Raw genomic sequence first — 522 nt, forward strand, 5'->3', positions numbered from 1 at the left:
CCGCCACACTGGCATCTCCTGCGATCGTCAAAGCGCAATCCGCCATCAAGTGGCGGTTCCAGACCTATGCCGGTGGCGCATTGGGCGAACATGTAACCAAGCCAGCCATCGATTACATCAACGCCAATGCCAATGGCGAACTTGAGATCGAACTGTTCTATGCGGACCAGATCGTTCCGACAGGTGAACTGTTCCAGGCCCTGCAACGCGGCACGATTGACGGTGTGCATTCAGACGACGATTCCATGGCTTCGCCTACTCCGCTGCGTCAGTTCGGTGGTTATTTCCCCTTCGCCACCAAGCATATTCTGGACGTTCCGGTGCTGTTCAACCAGTACGGTCTGGCTGATATCTGGCGCTCGGAATATGAGAAGGTTGGCGTGACGTGGCTGTCGGCAGCGGGTCAGGACCCCTGCAACTTCAACACCAAAAAGGAAATCAAGAGCCTTGGCGACCTGGATGGGCTGAAGCTCTATACCTTCCCGTCGGCCGGGCGTTTCCTGGCCAAGGTTGGTGTTGGGC

General features: G+C 56.9%; 1 protein-coding gene. It reads left to right on the forward strand.

The genetic code is table 11. The annotated features are described in order from the left end of the window. Positions 1–522: type 2 periplasmic-binding domain-containing protein (locus ACR0C6_RS22260; RefSeq protein ID WP_480621384.1), on the forward strand; the 522-nt coding region annotated here is incomplete at both ends.

The organism is Ruegeria sp. AL12 (assembly GCF_056540885.1).